The sequence below is a fragment of the Brachybacterium tyrofermentans genome (assembly GCF_039526165.1).
Classification (GTDB): Bacteria; Actinomycetota; Actinomycetes; order Actinomycetales; family Dermabacteraceae; genus Brachybacterium; species Brachybacterium tyrofermentans.
In genome coordinates this window covers 35,517-57,082 of record NZ_BAAAIR010000038.1, presented here as the reverse complement: position 1 = coordinate 57,082, position 21,566 = coordinate 35,517, and the positions used below count along the sequence as shown (strand labels likewise).

Genomic DNA, 21,566 nt, shown 5'->3' with positions numbered 1-21,566 from the left:
GTCACGCTCCCTTCAGGGGACGGGGGAAGGGGAGCCGACCCGGGAGATCGGGGCCGGGAAGCAGCCGCGTGATCTCGAACCGGGCCCGCCTCAGGGCGGCGCGATCGCGGGCGTCGGCGCCGATCACCCGCAGGGCGGTGAGCAGCTGGGCGTCGGCCAGACCCCCTCCGTGGAGCGGGGAGGACAGGGCCAGCACAGCCCGCGCGCTGGCCGCCTCGCCGCGGGAGCGGGTGATGCGCGTGATCGCCTCCGCGGTGAAGAAGGCGACGGCGGCGCTGTGGCGCTCGGCGACGAGGTCGACGACCCGCTTCGCCTCGCCGTCCAGCTGCCGCGACACCGCGACCAGCGCAGCCTGCAGGGACGCCTCCTGGATCGCCATGCGCGCCATGTGCCCGGCGGTGACCCCCTCGCCGGTGACGATCCCCCACAGCGGGGACAGCAGCGGTTGCACCCGGTCCACGTGGACGCGGCGCAGGGCGTGCAGCGGGTGCAGGGCGGAGCGATGCTCGGAGGTGTCGGCGGCATCGGTGACGCTCGCAGGGTCGCCGCCGGCGAGCACGTCGCGCAGGGCGCGGGACTGCCAGAACCGTTCCACGAGCCAGGTCGCGAAGAACGCGGTGATCCGGGCCTCGTGGCCGGTGGAGGTCGCGAGCATCGCCCGGGACTCGGCCAGGGCGGAGGCCTCGAGGCGGTGCAGCACGCCGAGCGTGGTGCGCAGCTCGGCGGGCAGGGGGCCGTCGGCCGCACGCTGTGAGGAGTCCACGACGATGCGCTCGGTGCCGCGCTTCGCATAGGCGGCGACATCGAAGTCGGTGCGCACCACCGGCGAGATGGTCTCGTCGAGGTGCAGATGGCCGACGAACTGACCGGTCTGCTGGGCTCCTGGAGCTGTCTCGGGAGCGGCACGTCGCCCTGTGCCCACTGCCGAACCGATGGCCACGCTCCACCTCTCCTCGGCCCATGACTGTGGTGTGGACGGTGCGTCCACGCCCGCAGGGCCGGTGAACAGTGTATGGAGTGGATCTGATCTGTGCAGGAGTCGACCTGGTCCGCTGTGTCGCCCAGGCGCGGGTTGGTAGGTTCTCTGCCGTGACCATTTCCGGCGCTTCCTCCCTCCCGGAGTCGGAGGAACGCCCCGAACTGGGCGAATTGCCGGATTTGCACGACCTGCGCGGCGCGCTGCGGCCTCCGGAGCTCCCTCTGCCCTACCCGCGCGATGTGCTGGCCGCGGCCGGTCGCGTGAGCGATCTCATCCATGCCGAGCGGTATGGCGACGCCCGTCGGCTCGCCGAGGCCTTCCGCGACCGCCCGGCCGACCCGGCGCACCGCCTCGCCCTGCTGGGCGCCGCCCTGCGCGGCGCGGTGCTGACGGCGGACGGCGAGCAGATCGACCGCGACACCGGCGACATCGTGACGATCCTGAAGCGATCCGGCCACCGCGAGCTCGCCGGGGCCCTGGTCGCGGAACTGCTGGCCCGCGGCCCCCGGCAGGGTCGGACCCCACCTGCCGGCCCCTCCGGTCACGGCCCGTCCGAGCCGCGCGGCCGTCGGCGCGGCGAGCAGTTGCAGCCCCGCCCCGAGATGAAGGCCCTCGTGCGCGGACTGGCCCGGACCGCCCTCCCCGGCCCCGGGGAGATCCGCGGCGCCGAGGTCGACCCGCGGCGCGCCGTCGCCCAGCTGCGCGCCGCGCTCGACGCCGTGCCGGTGGTGCGCGAGCAGCTGCCCGGCGATCCCGAGACGCAGCTCCGGGTCGGCCTCGCGCAGGCCCTCGAGCTGATGGGGGACCGGGCATCCGCCACCTCCCAGGCCCTCGACGCGCTCGAACGGATCGAGCAGGCCGACGCCGACGCCGGAGGAGCCCGACCGGACCCCCTGCGCCTCGCGACCGCAGCTCGCACGGTCCTCGCGCGCACCCTGGGCACCGAGCGACCGCTGCAGGCGGCCCGGCACGCCCTGGACGCCCTCGACGCCCTCCATGAGGTCGACGACCCGCCGCTTCGCGTCGGCCTGATCACGCACCTGCTGCAGGCGTTCATGGCCGCCGGCGCGATCGACCACGCGTCCCTCACCGCCGGGAGGCTCGCCTCCCTCCAGCGCACCGTGCAGCGGGAGTCGCTGCGCACCGGCCCGCTGCTCGCGGTCGCCGCCCAGCGCGTGCAGGCCGAGCGCTACGACGCCGCCTGGGTGCCTCTGGGGCGCGCCCGACGCATCGCCCGTGACCACCGCGACCACCGCTCCTGCCTGGAGGCGGCGCGGCTCGCGGCCAGCATCCATGAGCGCGTCGGCGATCATCCCGGGGCGCTGCACGAGCTGGGACTGCTCGCCGCCGAGGCCCGGTGGCTGGCCGATGACCTCGCCACCGCCCGCCCCGAGCGCGCCCAGCTCGTGAGCACGGAGCTCAGCGCCCAGGCACTGGTGCTGCGCAGGGCCCTGGACCTCGGTCATACCGCGATGGTCCACGAGGCCGCCGCGGCGATCGAGCACCGCGCCCGGCCCGAGGGCGGCAGGCCCCTGCTGCCGCCCGAGCTGCTCTGGGATCACCGGGTCGACGCTCGCGTGGCACGGTTCATCGCGGCCGGGGAGGCGAGCGGCCGGCAGGAGGAGGGGGCGACCCTCGCCGACTGCGACCGCCGACGCCGCGAGGCCCTGCAGATCGTCGACGAGGCTCCCGCCGGGCACGACGCGCGCGCCCGCTACTGGGCGGCGTACGTCGACGACCGCCACGCCCAGATGCTCGCCGACCGCGGGAAGCGGACTGCGGCCCTGCGCGCGGCCCGCCGCGCCCGCGACGGCTGGGAGCACCTCGGCCGGGCCGACGACGTCACCCGCACCGAGGCGCTCATCGCGCAGCTCGACGAGGCCTGAGCCGGGTCAGTGCTCGTCGGCCTCGAGCATCGTCGTGCGCAGCACGTCGATTACGGCCTGCGGGTCCGTCGAGGGGTTCACGAAGGCGAGCCGCAGGGCGATCTCGCCGCGGAAGGCCGTGGGCACGCAGAGGATCGTCCCGTCCTTCGCCAGACGCTGCGACCAGCGTCGATACGCTTCCGGGGTCCAGCCGGGGCGGCGGAACACGACGACGGACAGCTCCGGCTCGAGCAGCAGCTCGAGGTGCTCGGTCGTGGCGATCGCACGGGCCACGGTGCGGGCGGAGGCCAGGCATCGCTCGACGGCATCCCGGTAGGCGTCCGTGCCGTGCGTGGCCAGCGAGTACCACAGGGGCAGGCCGCGGGTGCGCCGGGACAGGTGCGCGGCGAGGTCCGCCGGATTGGACTCTCCGCGGTCGATCGAGTCGAGATAGGCGGCGTGCTGGGAGTGGGCGGCGGCGGCCGGGCGCGCGTCGCGGTACAGCAGCGCGCAGCAGTCGTACGGTGCGAACAGCCACTTGTGCGGGTCCACGATGAAGGAGTCCGCCTGGTCGATGCCCGCGAAGCGTCCTCGCGCGCTGGGGGCCGCGAGGGCCGCGCCGCCGTAGGCGCCGTCCACGTGCACCCACACATCGTGGCGGTGCGCGACCTCGACCACCGAGGCGATGTCATCGACGATCCCGGCGTTGGTGGTGCCGCCGGAGGCGACCACGGCGCAGATCCGCGGGTCGGCGGCCAGCGTGCTCTCCAGGACGTCGCCGGTGAGGTGGCCGCGGTCGTCGATCGGCACCGTCACCAGGTCCATGTCCAGCAGCCGAGCGGCGGAGGCGATCGAGGAATGCGCGGTCGACGCGCAGGCCAGGGCCCAGCCGCCCTCGGGCCGACGCCCCCGCGTGCGCAGGGCGTGGTCCCGGGCGGTCGCGAGCGCCGAGAGGTTGCCGGTGGTGCCGCCGGAGACGAACACCCCGGCGGAATCGGCCGGCCAGCCCAGCAGATCGCTCAGCCAGCGCAGCACCTGGTTCTCGGCGAAGATCGCCCCGGCGCCGTTCTCCCACATCCCGCCGAACACGTTCGCGGCGGAGACCACGGTGTCGAAGGCGACGGCGGCCCGTGTGGGCGCGGCCGGGATGTAGGCGAGGTTCATCGGATCCTCGGAGGCGCGCGTGGCCGGCAGCAGCACCTCGTCGAACAGGTCCATGGCGCGCTGCGCCCCGATGCCGCCGGCGGTGATCGTCTCGCCCGCGGCCTCGTGCAGCTCGGCGGCGCTGCGGGCGGTGGTCTTGGGGTCGGAGGCGACGGTGGCGCGGGCGGCCGCCCAGTGCAGGGCGATGTTCACGGCCTCGCGCTCATCGCCCCAGATCTCGGAGGGCTCACGATGACGTTGCAGGGCGTCGGAGGCGCGGGAGAACGCGGAGCGCTCGGCCTGATCCACCTGAGCTGACTGGTCACCGATGCTTCTGCGGGTGTCTCCATCGGCGTTCTCACCGGACCCGCCTGATCCGCCGGCCGCAGCAGCCGCGGCAGCGGAGGCTGCGGCGTCGGTGCGGGCGGGCAGATGGTCGGCGGTTTCGTCAGTCACGTCCTGCATGGTCGCACGGTGGCGGCCCTGGGCGGGACGGAACGAGTCCTGTCCACCCGGGCCTCCCTGCCGTACCGTGGAAGCACCTGCTGGAAGGAGCCGCCGCGCCATGGTGATCGACGCCGACGACGACACCCCGGACCCCGAGGACCACAGCCACGGTCCCGATGAGAGCATCGCCGTGCGCGACAACGCCGTCGCCGGTCGCTATGAGGCGGTGCGCAGCGGCGCCGTCGTCGGCATCATGATCTACGAGCGCACCCGCTCGCGCATCGAGCTGATCCACACCGTCACCGACCCCGCGCATCGCGGCGAGGGCGTGGCCTCGGTCCTGGTGCGCACCACACTGGCGGAAGCCCGCGCGAGCGGCCTGGGTGTGCTCGTGATCTGCCCTTTCATCGAGAGCTGGCTGCAGCGGCACCCCGAGCAGGCTGGCGGAGTCATCGCCGACGACTGACCTGCCCTCGCGCTCTGCGCTCCCGCCGGTCGGCCCGACGGCGTAGCGTCGGTCCCATGGACGCTCTCGATCTCCTCCGTGACCTCACCTCCCGCCCCCGCGACGCCGCCGAGCGGCTGCGCCCGGACCTCAACCCCGTGACGCTCAACGCCCGACCCGGCGGCCACGACAACTCCGTGGCCTGGCTGCTGTGGCACTCCGGCCGCGAGATCGACGTGCAGCTCGCCGCCCTCACCGGCGAGGAGCAGCTGTGGACCGCCCGCGGCTTCGCCGAGCGCTTCGACCTCGGCACCGAGGGGGACGGCGTCGGCTACGGCCATACCCCGGAGCAGGCCCGACGCATCCTCGTCGACGACGCGGACCTGCTGCTGGAGTACCTCGAGGCGACCCTCGACGCGGTGGTCGCCTATCTCGATCGGCTCACCGAGGCCGAGCTGGACGACGTGATCGATGAGGAGTGGGATCCGCCGGTCACGCGCGGCGCCCGCCTGATCAGCATCGTCGACGACGCCATCCAGCACCTCGCCCAGGCCGCCTACGCGCTCGGCATGCCGGTGGGCGACTGACCGTTCCGGCCTGCCGCCGGCACGGTCACTCGCTGGTGCCGGTGCTGGTCCCCGTGTCCGTCCCAGCGACGTCGCCCCCGGCGTCGCTGGCAGCCCCGGAACCGCTCGAGCCGTCGGGCTGCTGCCCGTTGGCGGGGGGCTCGCCGGAGCCCGGGCCCCCGCCCATCCCGCCCCCACCCATTCCGCCGCCCCCGCCCATCCCGCCGCCGAGGTCGTCGGCGGAGGTGATCTCGCTGCCGTTGGCGGTGAGGGTCGCCCCGTCCAGCGTGATGTCGCCGTTGGCGTCCACGGGGGAGTCGCCGCCGTTGTCGGCGCTCGTGATGGTCAGGTCGCCGCCGGTCAGCGAGATGGACCCGTTGGAATCCAGTCCGTCGAAGTCGGCGTCGATCGTGAGCGTCCCCCCGGTGACCGAGAGCCAGGAGCCGTCGTCGGTCTCGCCGCCGCCTCCCATGCCGCCCCCGCCCATCCCGCCCATACCGCCGCCGGGGAGCGTGTCCGAGGCCGCGCCGTCCGTGGTGGTCTCGTCGGTGTCGGTGTCGGTGTCCTGCGCCGCAGCCTCTGCCTCCTCCTGCTCCGCCTCCGTGGCGGCCTCCTCAGCCGTGGTCGCGGCGGTCGCGTTGATGCCGTCGTCCGAGGCGGTGATCGAGACGGTGCCCCCGTCGAGCATCACGTCCTGCGCTTCGATGCCCTCGACGGATTCCGCGATGTCGACCGTGCCGTCCACGATCTCGACGGCCTGCTCGGCGTCGATCCCGTCGTCGCCGGCGCTGATCGTGAACTCGCCGGCGGTGATGAGCACCCAGCCACGGTCCTCATCCTCGTAGTTGTCCGCCTTCACGGCGTCTCCTCCGCTGGTCAGATCGAACGTGCCGCCGGAGATCGTCACGTAGTCCTTCCCGCGGATCGCGTCGTCGACCGCAGTGACGGTGAGATCGCCGCCCGTGATCGCGAGGCCGTCCCGCGAGGAGATGCCGTCGTCGGTGCTGCCGGTGACGGCCAGCGCGCCGGTCCCGGCGATCGTGAGGTCCGAGGCGGAGGCGATCGCGGCCACCGGGGTGGAGTCGTCCGCGAGCTCGTACCCCGAGCCGTCCGTCACCGCGTTCGAGGTGCCGTCCTCGAGCACGAGGGTGGCCTCATCAGCGCTGGTCACGGCGATTCCCGGGCCTGTGCTGCTGGTGATGGTCGCGTCGTCCAGGATCACGGTGACGGTCTCGTCGTCCGGGACGGCGATCACGAGCTGACCGTCCGTGAGGCTGCCGGAGACGCGGTACACGCCTCCGGCGGCGATGGTCACTGTCGAGTCCTCGACCGTGACGTCGGAGGAGCTCGAGGAGGAGCCGGAGTCCGCGAGGTCGATGGTCTGCTCCTCGGAGGCCTCCCAGTCGAGGTCGTCGTCATCGACATGGGTGTCCAGGTTCGTGAGATCGAGGGACGAGAGCAGATCGTTCGTGACCGAGGCGGATTCGGCGATGCTCGCCGAGCCGGTGCTGCCGGAGTCGGTGGACGTCGAACCGGTCCCGGCGGTGGCCGCGCCGCAGGCGGCCAGGGCGAGGGCCGCCGCGCCGGCGACGACGGCGGCGGAGAGCCGGCGCACGCCGCGACGGCGGGAGGTCGTAGGGGAGGTGGTGATCGTGGAACGCATGGTGGGTCCTTCCGGAGGGTGTGCGGGTGGTGGGTCTGGAGTCGTGGATCAGGCGGTGCGGGCGATGCCCCGCACGGTGCGGTGCCAGCGGTTGGCCGACAGATCCGCGTCCAGCAGTGCGAGCCCGGTCGCGTATTTGGACAGGCGCTGCGGGCGATGTCCGGCCCGCCACAGCGCCCGGTCGACGCTGCCGGGACGGGTGCCGGCCTTGGTCTCGACGACGGTCAGCTCCTGGAGGCGCCGGCCGTGGCCGTCGGGATCGGTCCACTCGAGGGCCTGATCGATGGTGAGGCGGGAGTCCTCGTCGGCGACCAGCAGGGTCGTGCGGTCATAGGTGGTGGTGAGCGCCGGCAGCAGCGGACCGGCGGGGACGGCGCAGCGGGCGCAGGAGAGCTGGCCTCGGACGAAGTCGAGGGCCGGCCCGGCGAGGCATCCGTCGGCCGTTCCGTGCCCGTCGGCGGTCACGGCGATCCGTGCCTTCGAGGACTCGCCGCGGCCGGTGCGCGTCTTCACCTCGAGGAACGAGGTGCCGGTGTCGACGTAATCGCGCTGCCGCACCTTCCAGCGGCGTCGGCGGCCAGTGGCGGCGGCGCGGAAGGCGTCGAGACCGCCGGTGTCGTAGTACGTGGACCGGTAGGCGAAGCGGCGTCGGCCCTCGATCTCGAGCACCCGCAGGTCGAGGGTCAGACCCTCGAGCAGGTCCTCGATCTCCTCGCGGGGCACGAGGTACTTGCGGTCCACGCGGGTCATGAGCCCGGCGCGGGCGGTGAGATCCGCGAGGCCGATGCCTGCCAGGGCATCCAGTGTGCTCATCGCGTCATCGCCGGGAGGGAGGAGGTCGGGGCGGCTGTGCCGACCGCCGCGTCGGCGACCGGATCGTGGGCCGTGGACTGGGTGGCCGCCGTCCCCGGGACGAGGGCGCGCCGGCCGGCGCGCAGCCGATATCGGGCGTCGACCCAGGTGGTGTCGCTGACGGTGTCCAGCCGCTGGACGCTCACGGCGGTGACGTCGGCCCCGAGCATCTCCTCGAGATGGGCGCGCAGGGTCGCCTCGTCGGCGATCGCCCGGTCGAGCACGATCAGCTGGCGGCGGTGCGCGCCGAGCAGCCGCGGATGGTCCACGATCGCCATGGTCACCACGATGAGCGCCATGAACCCGGCGGACGCCCAGGTCAGTGCGGGGGACAGCCCGCCGACCAGTCCGAGGGCGAGCACCGCGAAGTAGTAGGCGATCTCGTGCTGGGTGAGCTCATCGGAGCGCAACCGGATGATCGACAGCACGCCGAACAGCCCCAGGCCGAGACCGGCGGAGAACGCGGAACTGGCGAGCAGGGCGGCGACGGCGAGGATCCCCATGTTGATGCCGAGGAACGCGACCACGAGGTCGCGGCGGCGGTGGCGGGGCCAGTAGACGCCGAACGTCAGGATGAGGGCGGCGACGAGATCGAGGCCGTACAGGGCATAGGCGGACATAGGAACCTTCTCCGGTAGTGGTGGTGTGCCGAGGAGTCTCCGGGGCCTGCCTATGGATCACCTATGTGTGCACTGTCGGCGACGTATGAGGGAGGGGCCGGTCGAGCGGAGAGATCGGTCGGATCGGGACCGGCGTCGTCTCATAGCGATCGCACAGCTGTCCCGTGACTCCGCCATAGCGGACCGGGAGAGCCTTCCGGCCATGAGCACCCCACGCAGCCCCCGCCCCTCCGAGACCGCGCCGCCCCGCAACGACCCGGCGCCATCACCACCGAGACCCCGACCGAGACGGCGACCGACGCGGCTGGGCCGGCGCGCCCTGCTGGGAGGGGGAGCGGCGGTCCTCGCCGGGACCGGAGGATCAGCGGCCTGGGCCTACGACCGCTTCCTGCGGGAGAAGGTGGAGGTCGCGGACGTCGCCGCGGCAGAATCCGCGGCCGGCACCTCGACCACGGCCGCGGAGCTCCCCGCCGACGGGACCTTCACGGCCGACGGGTACACCTCCTCGACCACCACGGTCACGGTCCGCTCCGACTCCATGGGCAGTGGTTCCGACACCTTGACCTGGTACGCCGCCGACGTCCAGGTCGCGGACGCGACCCTGGTCCGCTCCGCCTTCGCCCAGGACGAGTTCGGCCGGAACATCACCGAGAAGCCGAGCACCATTGCCGCCGACCACGCTGCCGTGCTCGCCATCAACGGGGACTACTACGGCTTCCGCGACACCGGCATCGTGATCCGCAACGGCGTCATCTACCGCGACGAACCGGCACGGGACGGCCTGGTCCTCTTCGCCGACGGCACCGTCGAGGCGTACGACGAGACCGCCACGAGCGCCGAGGAGCTGCTCGCCGCCGGGGCCTGGAACACCCTCAGCTTCGGGCCGACGGTGCTGGCCGACGGCCAGGTGCCTGCGGGCATCGAGGACATCGAGATCGATACCAACGTCGGCAACCACTCCATCCAGGGCGAGCAGCCGCGCACCGCGGTCGGTGTCATCGGGACCAACAACCTCGTGCTCCTGGTGGTCGACGGCCGCGACGAGGGGTACTCCCGGGGTGCGACGCTTCCCGAGCTGGGAGAGATCCTCGCCGACCTCGGCTGCACCACCGGGTACAACCTCGACGGCGGCGGCTCCTCGGTGATGATCCTCGACGGCGAGGTCGCGAACCAGCCCTCCAACCACGGGGAGCGCGCCACCAGCGACATCCTCTACGTGGCCGGGTGAGCGCGATGACCACCTCACCCCGCAGCGGATCTCTCCCGCGCCGCACCGGAGCCCACGCCTCCTTCCCGTCCGTGATCGTCATCCCCGCCCTCGAACCCGGTCCCGAGCTGGTGGAGCTGGTCTCCGCGCTGCGCGCCGAGGGCACCGAGGTGCTCGTCGTCGACGACGGCTCGGGGCCGGACTGGTCCGCCCTCTTCGACCGCTGCGTCGACGCCGGCGCCCGGGTGCACCACGAGAGCCTCAACCGGGGCAAGGGGGCGGCGCTGCGACGGGCGTTCCGCCTGGTCCACGACCGGTTCCCCGACCACGGGGTGGTGACCGCCGACGCCGACGGCCAGCACACCGTGGAGGACATCCGTCGGGTGCAGGAGGCGCTCGCCGGCGTGGAGCGCTCGCGGGCCGACGCCCTCGTCCTGGGCGTGCGCGACTTCTCGCTGCCCGAGGTGCCCGCCCGGTCACGACTCGGGAACGCCGTGAGCTCCGCCATGCTCGCCCTGGTCGCCGGGGTGCGGCTCGGAGACACGCAGACCGGACTGCGCGGGATCCCCGCCTCCAGGCTGGAATGGGCCCGCATGGTGCCCGGGGACCGCTACGAGTACGAGTTCTCGATGCTCCGGCAGGCGGCCTGCGACGGCCTCCCGCTGACGTCGGTGCCGATCGCCACGGTGTACCTCGACGAGAACGCGACCAGTCACTTCCGGCCGGTGCGCGACTCCCTGCGGGTGCTCGGGCCGGTCGTCGCCTTCTCGCTGTCGGGACTCGCCTCCTGCGCGGTGGACACCGCGATGTTCCTGGGCCTCCACGCCGTCGGGATGCCGTTGTGGGCCGCGCTCGTGCTGGCTCGGGTGATCAGCGGCTCCGCGAACTTCCTGCTCAACCGCCGCGTGGTGTTCGACAAGGAGGGACGCGCGCCGCTGGGGCGTGCCGCCGGGCGGTACGGCCTCCTCGCCGCCGCGATGCTGGCCGGCGGGGTGCTCCTGGTGGACGCTTCGGTCGCGCTCGGTGCGTCGCCGCTGTGGGCGAAGCTGGGGACCGACGTCGTGCTGTTCGGGCTCAGCTTCGCGGTGCAGCGACTGGTCGTCTTCCGAGCCCGGTGAAGGCCTGGTCGGATCAGGTGCTCAGATCAGCTGGCCGGATCAGCTGCTCAGACCAGCTCGCCCTCGATGCGCCCGAGATACGCGCGGCCCACGGGGGTGAGCGCGAAATCCTGCCGCTTCGCCCCGGTCCGGGCCACATCGACCTTCTCCAGGCTGAGCACTCCCGAATCGGCGAGGCGCCGCAGCGTGCGGTAGAGGCCGCGGTCGGTGATCGTCCATCCGGTCGCCGTCGCGAAGCGGGGCGCGATGTCCGCGGCGGGGATCGGGCCGTGGTCGCGGATGATCCGCAGCAGGGTGAGCGTGGTCGCCGACTTCTTGTAGACCTCGACCCAGGATCGGGCCAGCTCGTCGGCCCATTCGACGTCCTCCGGGGAGGGGGAGGCCTGCGGGACGGGGGCAGCGTTCTCGGTCATGCCCGCGGCGCCTCGAAGCCGCGTTCGCGCAGGGCGGCCAGGCCGTGCGCGATCAGTCCGAGCCCCCAGAATCCGGCCATGCCGACGGTGGCGCCGAACCATCCGGCGTCTAGGGCGAGATGGCCGTCCCCCTGGATGGCGGGCGCGGCCGACGCGAGCAGCACATAGGCGTGCAGCAGATAGCCGGTGGTGACGATCGCGTAGGTGAGGGCATGCGCGACCAGGCGCCCGTAGCGGACCCGGCCCAGCGAACGGCCGTAGGTCACCAGGTAGATCGCGTAGCCCAGGGCGATCACGACCAGGGGGAGCGTGGTCAGCACGGTGATCCGGTTGCCCGCCAGCACGATGAGCAGATGCACGACCGCCGTGGCCACGAGCACGGCGAGGGCGTAGGGGAGCAGGCTGGAGTGGGCGCGGGCGGCGCTGGACGGGATCCCGGCGCGGGGTGACGCGGATGAGGCGGTCATGAGGTGTCCCTCCTGAGTGCCCAGCGGCTGTGTACCACTGGTGCAGTGATGTGGGAACTGTACCTTTGGTGCACCACAGTGTGTCAAGGCCTCGTCGGGGTCGGGGTCGGGGTCGGGGCCGGGGCGGGAGCGGGAGCCCGCCTCCGAGGATCAGTCCGGCCGCACCGCGCTCAGGCAGAACGGGTGCCCGACGGGATCGAGCATCACCCGCCAGGCCGACGGATCGGGCTGCACGTCGGCCTGCCGCGCCCCGATCCGACGCGCCGCGTCGACCGCGCTCTCGAGGTCCTCGGCAGCCAGGTCCAGGTGCATCTGCGCCCGCTGCGGACCGTGCGGCCACTGCGGGGCGACGTACTCGTCGGCCTGCATCAGCGTGATCATCGGACCCGCGCCGGCCAGGCACACCACGCTGCGGTCCTCGGCGGCGAAGGCTCCCTCGAGGCCGAGCAGCGCACAGTAGAAGGGGGCCAGATCATCCGGTCGGGGGCAGTCGATCGAGACGGAGGCGAGCGGGGCGATGGCGGACGGGGGAGTGTTCTCAGGCATCGCGCCACTCTAGGGGCGCGGTCCGACAACGGAGCGGCGCCTTGTTGCTCCACTCAGCCTGTTCTTTCCTCCACACCGTCCCGTCGTCCCCAGCCCGGACAAGGATCACGTCCCGACGGTCAGTGGAGGTTCCTACACTGGAGCGGTGACATCTACCGAGGCCTTCGAAGCTGGACCCGATCGCGCCCTGGAGCGCACCCCGCCCCAGGATCTCCCGGCGGAGCGCGGCGTGCTGGGCGGCATGATGCTGTCCAAGGACGCGATCGCCGACGTCGTGGAGACCCTGCAGGGCAATGACTTCTACCGCCCCGCGCACGAGATGGTCTTCGAGGCGATCATCGACTTGTACGGCCGCGGGGAGCCCGCTGACCTGGTCACCGTCTCCGATGAGCTCTCCAAGCGCGGCGAGCTCGCGCGGGTGGGCGGCGGTGCCTACCTCGCCGACCTCATCGACATGGTCCCCACCGCGGCGAACGCCGGGTTCTACGCCGAGATCGTCGTCGAGCGCGCGCAGCTCCGTCGTCTGGTGGAGGCCGGGACCCGCATCGTCCAGCTCGGCTACGCGGCCGACGGCGGCGAGGTCGACGAGGCCATCAACGAGGCGCAGGCGCAGGTGTACGCGGTCACCGAGCGCGGCGCCTCGGAGGACTTCCTGCCGCTGGGCGAGGTCATCGACGAGACCCTCAACACGATCGAGGCCACCCAGAACCGCGGCGGCCAGGTCACCGGCGTTCCCACCGGCTTCGCGGAGTTCGACGAGCTCACCCAGGGACTCCACGGCGGCCAGATGATCATCTTCGCCGGCCGTCCCGCCATGGGTAAGACGACCCTCGGCATGGACGTGCTGCGCTCGGCCTCGATCCACAACGGCAAGGCCAGCGTCATCTTCTCTCTGGAGATGGACAAGACCGAGATCACGATGCGTCTGCTCAGCGCCGAGGCGCAGGTGCCGATGAACCGCATGCGTGACGGCTCGATGGACGACCGCGACTGGCAGGCGATGGCGCGCGCCATGAGCCGCATCGCCGATGCCCCGCTGTTCATGGACGACTCGGCGAACATGTCGCTGATGGAGATCCGTGCGAAGTGCCGTCGTCTGAAGCAGAAGCACGACCTCTCGCTCGTAGTCATCGACTACCTGCAGCTGATGAGCTCGGGCAAGAAGGTCGAGTCCCGTCAGCAGGAGGTCTCGGAGTTCTCGCGTGCGCTGAAGCTGCTGGCCAAGGAGATCCAGGTGCCGGTCATCGCGATCTCGCAGCTGAACCGTGGCAGCGAGCAGCGCACCGACAAGACCCCGATGATGAGCGACCTGCGTGAGTCGGGCTCGATCGAGCAGGACGCCGACCTCATCCTCCTGATCCACCGCGAGGACTACTACGAGAAGGAGTCCGCCCGCGCCGGCGAAGCGGACCTCATCATCGCCAAGCACCGTAACGGCGCCACCAAGACGATTCCCGTCGCCTTCGAGGGCCACTACTCCCGCTTCAAGGACATGGCGCACGGCGGGGGCGGCTTCAGCGGCTGACCTGCTGACCTGCTGACCTGCTGAACCGTCCGGCGATGTTGCGGGTGGCTCGTCAGGCGGCGAGCTCCACGGCGTTGTCGCAGAGGGCAGCCACGCAGTCCGCGAGGCGGAAGCCCTCCCCTCCGGTGGTCGCGGCGATGCGCTCCGGATCCGGGCGGATGTCGTTGGTGCTGGTGCTGGTGCTGGTGCTGGGAGCGCCGGACGTGCTGGTCGTGGCGGGTGCACGGTGGATCGAGAGGTGCTCGAGCATGGCGGGCCAGCGTGCCTGGACGGGGCGACCGTCGGCGTCGACCACGGTGAAGCGCTGGCCCAGGGTTTCGGCGGCGGGGTCTCGGGGCATCAACCGCAGGCCCCCTTCATGGACTATCACGTGATGACGGCGGCACAGCAGCGCCAGACCGTCGATATCGGTGGGTCCGCCTTCGGACCACGGGACCACATGGTGGGCGTCGAGGTGCTGGGACTGGTGGCAGCCTGGAAAGCTGCAGGTCGTGTCCCGCAGGCGCAGCGCGCGACGCTGAGCCCGCGATGCCAAGCGCCGTGACCTGCCCAGATGGAGGATCTCGCCCCCGGTATCGGTGATCGTGATCGCGACCTTACCGGTGCAGGCGAGCCGTTCGGCGGTACGTGCCTCCAGTGGTCCCGCCCCGAGCGCCCTGCAGAGCTCAGGCGTTCCCGCGGGAACGTCCGGTGACGGTGCGTCGGCGGTGGTTCTCTCGCCGGCAAACGTTCCCGCGGGAACGTTCTGGATGAGTGACTCGGCGCTGACCTGGACGACCACCAGGTGGCGGTCCTCGCCGGAGCGATCATCGGGCTCCGCATCGAGGAAGGTGCGGGCGAGCTGCAGCACGGCATCGGCCTTGCGCTGATCAAGGGTCGGGTCCGTGGTGACCTCGGCGGCGCTCTGCGTGGCCTCCGCCTCCGAGAGTTGATCCGCACGGGAGACGGCCCGCGGGGTGACACGGTTCCCGGAGCCGTCGAGTGACGGTGCGTCGGCCCCGGAGTCACCGGGCCTGGGGTCGACGGCCCCGGGATCGACGGGCGGCGGCTGGGTCCCGTCGCGGTCCAGTGCGAGGTTGAGAGCGGTGACCACCTCGGCGCCCATCTCGGCGGGGAGCAGTGCGCGGATCTCGACCATCCCGTCGTCGCGGACCTGCCAGCGGGCCTGGCGCACGGCGTCCTGGCCGAGCCGGCTGCCATCGACCGCACGGAAGGAGGCGATGGTGCTGGCGAGCTGCGACGCCGTCATGGAGCGCGCGAAGTCCACGAGGAGCGCCTCGTCGATGCGGTCGACGACGCGGGTGATCTCGCGGACCTTCGAGTAGGAGAGGCGCCCGGCGCGGAACTCGGCGACGGTCAGCGGCATCGTCGGCAGCGCGCGGGCCACGCGGACGTGCTCGCGGGCGGTTCCCGGCGACATCGAGCAGGACCAGGACAGCCAGTGCGCCGTGGACTTCAGGCCTCCGAACCAGCCGAGCCCGTCGCGGGCGTCGAACTCGCCGACCATGAGGAGCAGCTCGCACGTGGCCTCGGCGATCACCGCCGCCTGCTGCTGGATCCGGGTCCCGAGCTCTTCGGCATCGGTGCGCGTGAGCCGGGCAGGGACCTCCGGCGTGGGCGGTGGAGCCGCCGAGAGGCTCTCGGGGCTCTCGGGGCTCTCGGGAGGTTCGGAACCCTCTGGTCCTCGAGCACTCTGGGGCGGCGGGCTGGCGGTCATGGCACTCTCCAAGGGACGTCGACTCTGATCGTCGATGTCAGTCCATCAGAGGGGTGTGACAGATGAGCCGCACCGCCCACCGGGTGCGGGGACGGGGTGCGGAGACGGGGTCCACTTGTGCGTGGTGCGTCGAGTCAGGAGCGCTCGGGGCGCGCGACCTTCCGCAGCTCGGCGCCGGTCGCGCTGTCGGGGGCCTCGAGGATCTCCGCCGGGGCGCCCCGGGCGATGATCCGTCCGCCCTTGTCCCCGGCGCCTGGCCCCATGTCGATCACGTGGTCGCTCTGGGCGATCACGCGCTGGTCGTGCTCGACCACCACCACGCTCTGCCCGCCGTCGACGAGCCGGTTCAGCTCGCCCACCAGCAGATCCACGTCGGCCGGATGCAGTCCGGAGGTGGGCTCGTCCAGCAGGTACACGCTGTGCCCGCGCACGCTGCGCTGCAGCTCGGTGGCCAGCTTGATCCGCTGCGCCTCGCCGCCGGAGAGCTCCGTGGCGCTCTGCCCGAGGGTGAGATAGCCGAGTCCGATCGCGGCGAGGGCGTCCAGGGCCCGCGTGATGCGGGGATCGCCGGCGAACACCTCGCGGGCACGGGCGACGGACAGCTCGAGCACCTCGGCGATGGTCAGGCCCTCCCAGCGCACCTCGAGCGTCTCGTCGGCGTAGCGGCGGCCGTGGCAGAGCGGGCAGGTGGCGTACGAGCCGGGCAGGAACACCAGCTCTACCTCGATCTGGCCCGTGCCGCTGCACTCGGGGCAGCGCCCCTCCGCGACGTTGTACGAGAAGCGGCCCACGCCCCAGCCGCGCCGACGGGCCTCCGGGGTGTCCGCGAAGAGCCGACGCACCCGGTCGAAGAAGCCCGTGTAGGTCGCCAGGCACGAGCGCGGCGTGCGACCGATCGGCTTCTGCGTGATGTGCACCAGACGGTCGATGCCCTCGGCGCCGCGGACCTCGCCATGGCGCACCTGCTCGCCGCCGCGATCCTGATCCGATCCGGCACCGTGGCCGGCCCCGACGAGGCCCGCCGAGAGATCCTCCGCGCCGGCGTCGGCCGACGGGTCGGGCTCGTCGGCCACCGTGGTGCGCACGCGCTCACCGAGGATCGTGCCCAGGCAGTGCGTGACCAGCGTGGACTTGCCGGCGCCGGAGACGCCTGTGACGGCGGTGAACGTGCCGAGGGGGAGGCGCAGGTCGACATCGCGCAGGGTGCGGGCGGTCAGGGCGTCGACCTCGAGCCGGCCGCGCGCCTCGCGCACGTCGCCGGGCCCTCGCAGCGCCAGCGGCCCCGGGTCGAGATAGCGCGCGGTCATGGACTCCTCCGCCTCGGAGAGGCCCTCGACCACGCCGGAGTAGAGCACCTCGCCGCCGTCGGTCCCCGCCCCGGGTCCCACATCGATCACCCAGTCGGCGTCGGCCACCAGCGTCATGTCGTGCTCGACCAGCAGCACCGAGTTGCCCTCGGCGAGGAAGGAGTCCAGCAGATGGCGCAGCACGTCCTTCTCGCTCGGGTGCAGTCCGGCCGACGGCTCGTCGAGCACATAGGCGACGCCGAACAGGCCCGAGCGCAGCTGCGCCGCGAGCCGCAGCCGCTGCAGCTCGCCGGTGGAGAGGGTGCGTGCCGGACGATCCAGCGCCAGGTGCCCGAGCCCGAGGCCCACGATGGTGCGCAGCACCGGCAGCACGGTGGGCAGGAGGATCCGCTCCGCCTCGTCCTCGGGGGTGCCCTCGACCTCCGGCAGCGCCTCGAACCGTGTGCTCAAGCTGGTCAGGAGCTCATCCAAGGGCTGCTGCGTGAGCTGCCAGATCGGCAGGCCGACGTAGGTGACGCGCAGGGCGTCGGGCCCCAGGCGGTGCCCCTCGCACAGAGGGCAGACCGACATCTCGAAGTGCGTCAGCGCCCGTCGGCGCGTGGACTCCGCGGCGGAGTGGGAGACGGTGTCGCGCAGGTACCGCTCGACGCTGCGCCACTGGCCGCGGTAGGTGCCGTGGGCCTGGCCGGGCTCCCGCACCGGTTCGACGGTCACGACCGGCTGCTCCTCGGTGTGGAGGATCCAGTCGCGGGTCGCCTCCGGCAGCTCGCGCCAGGGGGCGTGGATGTCGACGCCGAGCGTGGCGAGGATGTCGCGGAAGTTCTTGCCCAGCCACGCCCCGGGCCAGGCGGCGATCGCGCCGTCGGCGATCGAGAGCGAGTCGTCGGGGACCATCGAGGACTGGGTCGGCTCCCGCAGCACGCCCGCCCCGTGGCAGCGCGGGCACGCGCCGTCGGGCGTGTTTGGCGAGAAGAAGTCCGAGGTCAGGCGCCCGCTGGGGAGGCCGCTGGGTGATGCGTGGCCCTGCTCGAGGATGTCGGCCGGATGCTCCCCGGCTCGCGAGTACAGCAGGCGGATCGCGTTGGAGAGGTTCGTGGTGGTGCCGACGGTGGAGCGGGCTCCGCCGACGGTGGAGCGCTGTTCGAGGGCGACCGTGGGCGGCATCCCGGTCACGGACTCCACGCGCGGGTCCACGGCGCTGCCGATCAGCCGACGGGCGAAGGGCGCGACCGATTCGAGGTAGCGGCGCTGGGACTCGCCATGGATCGTGCCGAAGGCGAGCGACGATTTCCCGGAACCGGAGACGCCGGTGAACGCGACGAGGCGGCCGCGGGGCAGATCGACGGCGACATCGCGCAGATTGTGCAGGCGCGCGCCGCGCACATGCACGAAGCCGTCATCGGCACCGAACGGGGGGAGTGCGGGGGTGGCCATCTCGACAACGTAGCAAGAACGAGGTGGGCAGGGCCCGACGGGTCGCGTGCCCGACCAGGAGGTCCGCCTGCCGCGACGGGCATCGACGAATGTGCCTGTGATGGCCATCACGACTGCTACGGTCTGCGGGAGTCCGGGAACCTCTGATCCGATCTGACCCGATCTGATCCTCCCCGCCCGGGCACAGAGCAGAACGAAGGAGTTGTGCCCGTGACCTCCCCTCCGCAGGGATCTTCCGGACCCGCCCCGGGTCCCGTCGGCCCCACCCCCGAACCCACCCCCGAGCAGTTCCTCGCGGTCCAGCAGTCCGAGGAGTTCGCCGGCCTGCGGCGCAGCTTCCGCGGCTTCGCGATCCCGATGACCATCGCCTTCCTGGTCTGGTACCTGGCGTACGTGCTGCTGTCGACCTATGCCGAGGGCTTCATGTCGATCCAGGTGATCGGCAACCTGAACCTCGGGATCATCCTGGGTCTGAGCCAGTTCGTCATGACCTTCCTGATCACCTGGCTGTACATCCGCCACGCGAACAAGAACCTCGATCCGGTCTCCAGCCGGATCCGTGACGAGCTCGAGGGGACCCTCTGATGGAATTCGGCAATCCGGTCCTGAACATCGCGATCTTCCTGGTCTTCGTGGTGGTGACCCTGGTGGTCGTCATCAAGGTCTCCAAGACCACCACCAAGGCCAGCGACTTCTACCACGGCGGCCGCAGCTTCTCCGGTCGCCAGAACGGCATCGCCATCGCCGGCGACTATCTCTCGGCGGCGTCGTTCCTCGGCATCGTGGGCTCCGTGGCCCTGTACGGCTACGACGGCCTGCTGTACTCCGTCGGCTTCCTCGTGGCCTGGCTGGTCGCGCTGCTGCTGGTCGCCGAGCCGCTGCGCAACACCGGCAAGTACACGATGGCGGACGTGCTGAGCTTCCGCATGCGCCAGCGCCCCGTGCGCACCGCCGCGGCGACCTCCACCCTCGCCGTCACCTTCTTCTATCTGCTCGCCCAGATGGCCGGCGCCGGGGCCCTGGTGTCCCTGCTCATCGGCATCGAGGGCAAGGTGGGCCAGTCGATCGTGATCGCCGTGGTCGGCTTCGTGATGATCGCGTACGTGATGATCGGCGGGATGAAGGGCACCACCTGGGTGCAGATCATCAAGGCGGTGCTGCTGATCACCGCGGTCGGCATCACCACGGTGTGGATCCTCGCGATGAACGGCTTCAACCTCTCGGCCGTGCTCGGCAACGCCGTCGACTCGCACCCGGACGGAACGGCCATCCTCGAGCCGATGCTGCAGTACGGCACCTCGGGCTCCTCCAAGCTCGGCTTCGTCTCCCTCGCGATCGCGCTCGTGTTCGGCGCGGCCGGCCTCCCGCACGTGCTGATGCGCTTCTACACGGTGCCCACCGCGAAGGAGGCCCGCCGCTCGGTGGTCTGGGCGATCGCCCTGATCGGCTTCTTCTACCTGTGCACCCTGGTGCTCGGCTTCGCCGCCGCGTACATGGTGGGCGTGGACGTCATCGGCGATCTCCCCGGCGGCTCGAACTCCGCGGCGCCGGCGCTCGCCTATGCCGTGGGCGGCACCGTGCTGATGGCCATCATCTCCGCGGTCGCCTTCGCGACCATCCTCGCGGTGGTGGCTGGGCTGACGATCACCGCCTCGGCCTCGTTCGCGCACGACATCTACAACGGTGTCATCAAGCATGGCGAGGCCGACCCGAAGAAGGAGGTCGCCGTCGCCCGACGCACCGCCGTGGTGATCGGTGCGATCTCCATCCTCGGCGGCATCCTCGCCGCCGAGCAGAACGTGGCGTTCCTGGTCTCGCTCGCCTTCGCGATCGCCGCGAGCGCGAACCTGCCCTCGATCCTGTACTCGCTGTACTGGAAGCGGTTCAACACCCGCGGCTCCCTGTGGAGCATCTACGGCGGCCTGTTCAGCGCCCTGTTCCTCATCGCGTTCTCGCCGGTGGTCTCCGGCAGCGAGACGGCGATGATCCCGGGTGCGGACTTCGCCTGGTTCCCGCTCACGAACCCCGCGCTCATCTCGGTGCCGCTGGGCTTCTTCCTCGGCTGGCTGGGCTCGGTGACCTCCTCGGAGAGCAACGAGCTCAAGCAGGCCGAGATGGAGGTGCGCTCCATGACCGGGGCCGGCTCCGAGAAGGCCACCGTCGAGCACTGAGGTCGGGTGCTGATCCGGCCGACACCGGACCGACGCTGGACCGAGAGAGCTCTGCCCCCGTGACGACCGATCCTCACGGGGGCAGAGTTCTGCGGGGCGGTCCGACGGGGTGGTCCGACGGGGTGGTCCGACGGGGGCACCGCGGCGGGCTCAGGCCAGGCGCAGGCCCGACGTCGGTCGCACCGCGCGGTCGTGCAGCTCGATGATCTGCTGCTCCACGGCCGACGGCGCCGGGCCGGAGGCGTCCAGCAGACGGCACACGGCGACGTCCTGGGACGCCGCGCGATAGCGCGCCACCCAGTCCTGATGCTCCTGGTCATCCGCGAAGCGGGTGCCGAGGGACTCGAAGCGGTCCACCTCGATCCGCCAGGCCTTCGGGGTGAGGCGGGCGCGGTAGGTGTCGTGGACGCGGCACAGGATCATGTAGAGCTCGTCGCTCCATACCTGCTCCATCAGCTCCCGGGCGCGCTCGCTCCGCGGTGCGGCCTCGCTGCCGGTGACCAGGAGTCGGAAGCCGTTGCGGGTGCGGTACGTGCGCACGCCGAGCTCCGGATGCTGGGAGCGGAAGGTCTCGATCAGCGCCAACGAGCGGGCATGGTGCTCTCCTCGCCGGTGGAGGCCCGGCAGGCCGAAGGCATCCGGATCGGCCTCCTCCTCGGGCAGCGGCTCCGGCGCACTGCCGAACAGGCGGGAGAGGAAGCTGCCTCGGGGATCCTGTGCGCGGTCCTGCGGGGACGGCTCGATGAGGTCGATGTCGGTGATCAGCAGGGCGTCCGTGTTCAGCACGGCGGCGCCGTACCGGTTGCGGGTGATCGCGGCGATCAGCTCGCCGTCCGGCCCGTGGAGCTCCTCCAGCAGCTCCTCGGGGAGCCGGCGGTCGGGGTAGTACTCGCGGTCGGGGTCGTTCGCGCGCCCCGGACCGCCGGAGGCCACGAGGCGCTCCAGGCGGTCGCGGGCATCGCGCTCGGCATCCTGCGGTGACTCGTCCGAGGAGCCGTGGACGGTGAGATCGAGCTCGCGTCCGTCCGCGAGGGTCCGGGTCTCGCGGACGGACGCCCAATGACGAGGGATCGGCTTCATG

At 71.9% G+C, this 21,566-nt stretch carries 19 protein-coding genes; 8 read left to right on the top strand and 11 right to left on the bottom strand.

The features are described 5' to 3' along the window. Position 1: 1 nt before the first annotated feature. Positions 2–940: a hypothetical protein gene (locus ABD093_RS09890; protein ID WP_343924159.1), complete on the bottom strand. Its 939-nt coding sequence runs from the start codon at positions 938–940 to the stop codon at positions 2–4. 149 nt (positions 941–1,089) lie between these two features. On the opposite strand from ABD093_RS09890, the gene ABD093_RS09885 reads away from it, so the two are divergent. Beyond that, positions 1,090–2,865, top strand: coding sequence for a hypothetical protein (locus tag ABD093_RS09885; protein WP_343924157.1), 1,776 nt, complete (start codon positions 1,090–1,092; stop codon positions 2,863–2,865). 6 nt (positions 2,866–2,871) lie between these two features. Here ABD093_RS09885 and ABD093_RS09880 read toward each other — a convergent pair whose 3' ends face one another. Next, the gene (locus ABD093_RS09880; RefSeq protein ID WP_343924155.1) at positions 2,872–4,443 is read right to left on the bottom strand and encodes a pyridoxal phosphate-dependent decarboxylase family protein; all 1,572 of its coding nucleotides are present in this window, start codon (positions 4,441–4,443) and stop codon (positions 2,872–2,874) included. 109 nt (positions 4,444–4,552) lie between these two features. On the opposite strand from ABD093_RS09880, the gene ABD093_RS09875 reads away from it, so the two are divergent. Both ABD093_RS09875 and ABD093_RS09870 read left to right on the top strand, forming a co-directional pair. Next, entirely contained in the window at positions 4,553–4,900 is a 348-nt protein-coding gene (locus tag ABD093_RS09875; RefSeq protein WP_343924153.1) for a GNAT family N-acetyltransferase, read from the top strand. Between the two features lie 56 nt (positions 4,901–4,956). Then, positions 4,957–5,466 (top strand): mycothiol transferase, encoded by a 510-nt coding sequence (locus ABD093_RS09870; RefSeq protein WP_343924151.1) that lies wholly within the window; start codon positions 4,957–4,959, stop codon positions 5,464–5,466. Between the two features lie 25 nt (positions 5,467–5,491). Here ABD093_RS09870 and ABD093_RS09865 read toward each other — a convergent pair whose 3' ends face one another. Genes ABD093_RS09865 through ABD093_RS09855 form a run of 3 tightly spaced genes read right to left on the bottom strand, consistent with a single transcriptional unit; the run spans position 5,492 to position 8,580 of the window. Continuing rightward, complete coding sequence (locus tag ABD093_RS09865) at positions 5,492–7,108, bottom strand: carbohydrate-binding domain-containing protein (protein WP_343924149.1); 1,617 nt, start codon at positions 7,106–7,108, stop codon at positions 5,492–5,494. Between the two features lie 48 nt (positions 7,109–7,156). Further along, a complete protein-coding gene (locus ABD093_RS09860; RefSeq protein ID WP_343924147.1) occupies positions 7,157–7,921 on the bottom strand; it encodes a VTC domain-containing protein in 765 nt (254 codons plus the stop codon). Beyond that, positions 7,918–8,580 (bottom strand): DUF4956 domain-containing protein, encoded by a 663-nt coding sequence (locus ABD093_RS09855; protein ID WP_343924145.1) that lies wholly within the window; start codon positions 8,578–8,580, stop codon positions 7,918–7,920. Before ABD093_RS09855 ends, ABD093_RS09860 begins: the two co-directional genes overlap by 4 nt. A gap of 202 nt (positions 8,581–8,782) precedes the next feature. On the opposite strand from ABD093_RS09855, the gene ABD093_RS09850 reads away from it, so the two are divergent. Further along, complete coding sequence (locus ABD093_RS09850) at positions 8,783–9,808, top strand: phosphodiester glycosidase family protein (RefSeq protein ID WP_343924143.1); 1,026 nt, start codon at positions 8,783–8,785, stop codon at positions 9,806–9,808. A gap of 5 nt (positions 9,809–9,813) precedes the next feature. Continuing rightward, complete coding sequence (locus ABD093_RS09845) at positions 9,814–10,905, top strand: GtrA family protein (RefSeq protein ID WP_343924141.1); 1,092 nt, start codon at positions 9,814–9,816, stop codon at positions 10,903–10,905. 47 nt (positions 10,906–10,952) lie between these two features. On the opposite strand, the gene ABD093_RS09840 is transcribed toward ABD093_RS09845, so the two are convergent. From ABD093_RS09840 to ABD093_RS09830, 3 genes are all read right to left on the bottom strand, one after another. Continuing rightward, the gene (locus ABD093_RS09840; RefSeq protein WP_343924139.1) at positions 10,953–11,318 is read right to left on the bottom strand and encodes a hypothetical protein; all 366 of its coding nucleotides are present in this window, start codon (positions 11,316–11,318) and stop codon (positions 10,953–10,955) included. Further along, positions 11,315–11,785, bottom strand: a complete 471-nt coding sequence (locus ABD093_RS09835) for a hypothetical protein (protein WP_343924137.1) — start codon at positions 11,783–11,785, stop codon at positions 11,315–11,317. Before ABD093_RS09835 ends, ABD093_RS09840 begins: the two co-directional genes overlap by 4 nt. 150 nt (positions 11,786–11,935) lie before the next feature. Further along, on the bottom strand, positions 11,936–12,331 hold the full coding sequence (locus tag ABD093_RS09830) for a VOC family protein (RefSeq protein WP_343924135.1): 396 nt from the start codon (positions 12,329–12,331) through the stop codon (positions 11,936–11,938). 145 nt (positions 12,332–12,476) lie between these two features. Between ABD093_RS09830 and dnaB the strand changes: the two genes are divergently transcribed. Then, a complete protein-coding gene (gene dnaB / locus ABD093_RS09825) occupies positions 12,477–13,856 on the top strand; it encodes a replicative DNA helicase (RefSeq protein ID WP_193115739.1) in 1,380 nt (459 codons plus the stop codon). 52 nt (positions 13,857–13,908) lie between these two features. On the opposite strand, the gene ABD093_RS09820 is transcribed toward dnaB, so the two are convergent. Then, positions 13,909–15,573 carry an HNH endonuclease signature motif containing protein gene (locus ABD093_RS09820; protein ID WP_343924133.1) on the bottom strand — a complete coding sequence of 555 codons (1,665 nt, stop codon included), beginning with the start codon at positions 15,571–15,573 and terminating at the stop codon, positions 13,909–13,911. A gap of 134 nt (positions 15,574–15,707) precedes the next feature. Next, positions 15,708–18,314 carry an excinuclease ABC subunit UvrA gene (locus ABD093_RS09815; RefSeq protein WP_343924131.1) on the bottom strand — a complete coding sequence of 869 codons (2,607 nt, stop codon included), beginning with the start codon at positions 18,312–18,314 and terminating at the stop codon, positions 15,708–15,710. Positions 18,315–18,524: 210 nt separating this feature from the next. Between ABD093_RS09815 and ABD093_RS09810 the strand changes: the two genes are divergently transcribed. Beyond that, positions 18,525–18,899, top strand: a complete 375-nt coding sequence (locus ABD093_RS09810) for a DUF485 domain-containing protein (protein ID WP_343924129.1) — start codon at positions 18,525–18,527, stop codon at positions 18,897–18,899. After that, positions 18,899–20,485 carry a solute symporter family protein gene (locus ABD093_RS09805; protein WP_343924127.1) on the top strand — a complete coding sequence of 529 codons (1,587 nt, stop codon included), beginning with the start codon at positions 18,899–18,901 and terminating at the stop codon, positions 20,483–20,485. The genes ABD093_RS09810 and ABD093_RS09805 overlap by 1 nt, the downstream gene beginning before the upstream one ends. 150 nt (positions 20,486–20,635) lie before the next feature. Here ABD093_RS09805 and ABD093_RS09800 read toward each other — a convergent pair whose 3' ends face one another. Then, the gene (locus tag ABD093_RS09800; RefSeq protein WP_343924125.1) at positions 20,636–21,565 is read right to left on the bottom strand and encodes a hypothetical protein; all 930 of its coding nucleotides are present in this window, start codon (positions 21,563–21,565) and stop codon (positions 20,636–20,638) included. Position 21,566: the final 1 nt, after the last annotated feature.

Coding starts and splice junctions, on each gene's coding strand:
- ABD093_RS09835 (WP_343924137.1), bottom strand. CDS start 11,785: ATGACCGCCTCATCCGCGTCACCCCGCGCCGGGATCCCGTCCAGCGCC.
- ABD093_RS09845 (WP_343924141.1), top strand. CDS start 9,814: ATGACCACCTCACCCCGCAGCGGATCTCTCCCGCGCCGCACCGGAGCC.
- ABD093_RS09800 (WP_343924125.1), bottom strand. CDS start 21,565: ATGAAGCCGATCCCTCGTCATTGGGCGTCCGTCCGCGAGACCCGGACC.
- ABD093_RS09815 (WP_343924131.1), bottom strand. CDS start 18,314: ATGGCCACCCCCGCACTCCCCCCGTTCGGTGCCGATGACGGCTTCGTG.
- ABD093_RS09860 (WP_343924147.1), bottom strand. CDS start 7,921: ATGAGCACACTGGATGCCCTGGCAGGCATCGGCCTCGCGGATCTCACC.
- ABD093_RS09865 (WP_343924149.1), bottom strand. CDS start 7,108: ATGCGTTCCACGATCACCACCTCCCCTACGACCTCCCGCCGTCGCGGC.
- ABD093_RS09840 (WP_343924139.1), bottom strand. CDS start 11,318: ATGACCGAGAACGCTGCCCCCGTCCCGCAGGCCTCCCCCTCCCCGGAG.
- ABD093_RS09830 (WP_343924135.1), bottom strand. CDS start 12,331: ATGCCTGAGAACACTCCCCCGTCCGCCATCGCCCCGCTCGCCTCCGTC.
- ABD093_RS09850 (WP_343924143.1), top strand. CDS start 8,783: ATGAGCACCCCACGCAGCCCCCGCCCCTCCGAGACCGCGCCGCCCCGC.
- ABD093_RS09805 (WP_343924127.1), top strand. CDS start 18,899: ATGGAATTCGGCAATCCGGTCCTGAACATCGCGATCTTCCTGGTCTTC.
- ABD093_RS09875 (WP_343924153.1), top strand. CDS start 4,553: ATGGTGATCGACGCCGACGACGACACCCCGGACCCCGAGGACCACAGC.
- ABD093_RS09820 (WP_343924133.1), bottom strand. CDS start 15,573: ATGACCGCCAGCCCGCCGCCCCAGAGTGCTCGAGGACCAGAGGGTTCC.
- ABD093_RS09855 (WP_343924145.1), bottom strand. CDS start 8,580: ATGTCCGCCTATGCCCTGTACGGCCTCGATCTCGTCGCCGCCCTCATC.
- ABD093_RS09870 (WP_343924151.1), top strand. CDS start 4,957: ATGGACGCTCTCGATCTCCTCCGTGACCTCACCTCCCGCCCCCGCGAC.